Source organism: Actinosynnema sp., assembly GCF_052038725.1.
In genome coordinates, this window is sequence record NZ_JBQGCX010001053.1 from 1 (window position 1) to 2692 (window position 2692).

At 71.3% G+C, this 2692-nt stretch carries 2 protein-coding genes and 1 pseudogene; all 3 read left to right on the forward strand.

All coding sequences use genetic code 11. The features are described 5' to 3' along the window. Positions 1-292, forward strand: a pseudogene (locus ACTUAL_RS22230) (hypothetical protein); the annotation flags it as partial. A 485-nt stretch (positions 293-777) separates the two neighbouring features. Continuing rightward, complete coding sequence (locus tag ACTUAL_RS22235; protein WP_440901601.1) at positions 778-1470, forward strand: alpha/beta fold hydrolase; 693 nt, start codon at positions 778-780, stop codon at positions 1468-1470. A 452-nt stretch (positions 1471-1922) separates the two neighbouring features. After that, positions 1923-2495: a TetR family transcriptional regulator gene (locus ACTUAL_RS22240; protein WP_440901602.1), complete on the forward strand. Its 573-nt coding sequence runs from the start codon at positions 1923-1925 to the stop codon at positions 2493-2495. Positions 2496-2692: the final 197 nt, after the last annotated feature.

The following is a 2692-nucleotide window of genomic DNA, read 5'->3' on the forward strand; positions in this document are numbered from 1 at the left end:
CCTCACGCCCGGCCAGGCCGGCGACAACCCGCAACCGCAGCCGTTGCTCGACAACATCCACGACATCGACGTGGACGGGCGGCGGGTGCGGGTGGGGTGGGTGATCACAGACAAGGCCTACACCCATCCGGGCGCCCGCACCGCGTTACGGCAGCGGCGGATCGAGGCCACCATCCGGGAACGTGTCGACCGGATCGCCCACCGCAAGGCCCAGGGCTCGACCAGCGGCGGGCCAACGAGCCGCCTACCCATCGTGCCGAGATCATCCTCGCCTGCATCGTCCTCCACCTGAGGTGAAGATCCGCAGGACACGCCCTGGGTCCGCCCGTCCGTCTCTGCCCACCCCGTCTGATCCACCGGGCCAGCCCGGCCTGCTCCACTCGTCTGCCTCGTCTGCCTCGTCTGCCTCATCTGGCCAGTCCGGTTCGAGGCGGGTGCCTCCTGTCTCACGCCGCAGTCCTCTGCTTGCTCGGCGGCAAATCCGGGTGGCTGCGGTCTTCGGTGTCATCGGGTGGCCCTGTCCGCGGAGGGGGCGACTGTTGATCTTGTGTGCCCCCGCGTCGGGTACCCGCCGTTTCGGAGCACGATTGCAGTATGGCTGCGGAAATCGGTGAGGCCCAGTCGATCCTCTTGCCGGGCGGAGGTCGGCTCGGGTATCGCGAGTTCGGTGATCCGGAAGGGGTCCCGTGCGTTTACACGCCGTCGTACACGTCCTCCAGCGCGTTGGGGGCTCTGTACGACGCCGCGGCTCGTGAGGGTGGGGTTCGGTGGATCGCGGTGGACCGCGCAGGGCTCGGCGCGTCCAGCCCGGTCCCCGAACCCTCCCTCCGGCGCCACGCCGAGGCCGCCGCCCACCTGGCCGATCACCTGGGTCTCACCAGGTTCTCGGTGGTGGGGGAGCACGGCGGGGACTCGCACGCCCTGGCCACGGCCCACCACCTGCCGGACCGGGTCGACAAGGTCCTGCTGATCTCGGGCAACGGGCCGCTGCACAGCGCGCTCCTGCGATCGGGCCTGCCCATCTCCCTGCGGCTGCTGCGGATCATGGCGAAGCGCGCGCCCGGCCTGTTCCGCGGCTGGATCTCGGCGACGCGGCGGTCGCTCGAACAGCCGGAGGCGCACATCCGCAAGCTCCGCGTTCACCCCGCGTTCAGCTCCATCACGCGGGAGGGCGACTTCACCGCGTTGGTCCAGTCCATGAAGGAGGGGATGCACGACGTCGAAGCGACGAGGGCCGACCTCCTCCTGGTCTTCCGCGAGTGGTCGTTCCCCCTGGCGGCCATCCGCCAGCCGGTCGAGCTGTGGCACAGCAAGAAGGACAGCCTCACCCCGGTAGCCGGAACCCGGCGCATGGCGGAAGCCCTCCCCGCAGGCGCCGCCCACCTCCTGGACGGCGGCGCGTCCTACCTGCACCCGGTGATCGCGGAGGCCGTGATGGCGTCGATCCGCCAAGCCGCCTCCACGGCCTGAACCCCCAACTCCGCTGAAACCCCACCCAACGCAGTACCTCAACCACCGCAGCACCCCACGCGCTGCGGCATCCCGCCTGCCGCAGCCGCCGTATCTCGTCTTGCGGTGCTGTGCGGCGTTCTACCCGGTGAGCGCCCACACGGCTTTTCACTCGCAAGCGGCCCTCGCGCCGCCCCCCCGGAACCGATGCCAAAGCCGCTGCCACCCGCCGTGCCGAGTTCCCCAGGCATCACCCACCCGCCCGCGGTGTTGCTCAAATTCCGGCCGCGGGTGCCAAGGTCCTGGTGCTGAGGGCCCCGGCCTGGGCCGCACCAGCCGCCGGTGTGCCGCGTCCGGCCAGGCGCGGCTCCGTCGCGGTCGCGTGCGTCTGGTTTGGTGGAGCCAGGTGCGGCGGGGCATGGTTCCACGGACGGGCCCGTGCTCAGGAGGAGGCTGGTGTGGCGGAAGGCGCGTTGACCGCGGAGTTGATCCTCGGCACCACCGAGGACGTGCTGCGGCGCTACGGTCCGGCCAAGGCGACCGTGGTGGACGTGGCCAGGGCGCTGGGCGTGAGCCACGGCAGCGTGTACCGCCACTTCCCGACCAAGGCCGCCTTGCGCGAGGCCGTGGCGCGGCGGTGGTTGGAGCGCTGGCACGAGGGGCTGGCCGACGTCGCCCACACCGACGCGCCTGCCGAGCAGCGGCTGCGCGACTGGCTCTCGACGCTGTTCGAGATCAAGCGCCAGAAGGTCCGCGAGGACCCCGAGCTGTTCGACACCTTCGCCACCCTGATGCGGGAGAACCTCGCGGTGGTCGACGACCACGTGACCGAGCTGGAGAACGACCTGGAGAAGATCATCGCCGACGGCATCGAGGCGGGCGACTTCGCCCCGCGCGACTCCAGGGTGGCGGCGCGGGCGGTCTTCGACGCGACCAACCGCTTCCACGACCCGATCTACGCCGCCGACTGGAAGGCCCCGACCATCGACGTGGCCTTCAGCGCGGTGGTGTCACTGGTGGTGTCGGGCCTGAGCGTCCCGGACTGACCCCGAGACCCCCGCTGGTCGTGCGCAGAGCCCTCCGGGCACGCGAAGGGGCGCGCACCTCCCCCTGGACGTGCGCGCCCCCCACGAACCTACTGCCGCTCCAGCGCTTCCGCCGCTCCAGCCTGATCACACTCGGGTGTCGACCGCCCGCGACGGACGACCGCCACCCGCCCGCGCTCAGACCGTCGCCGTCGTCA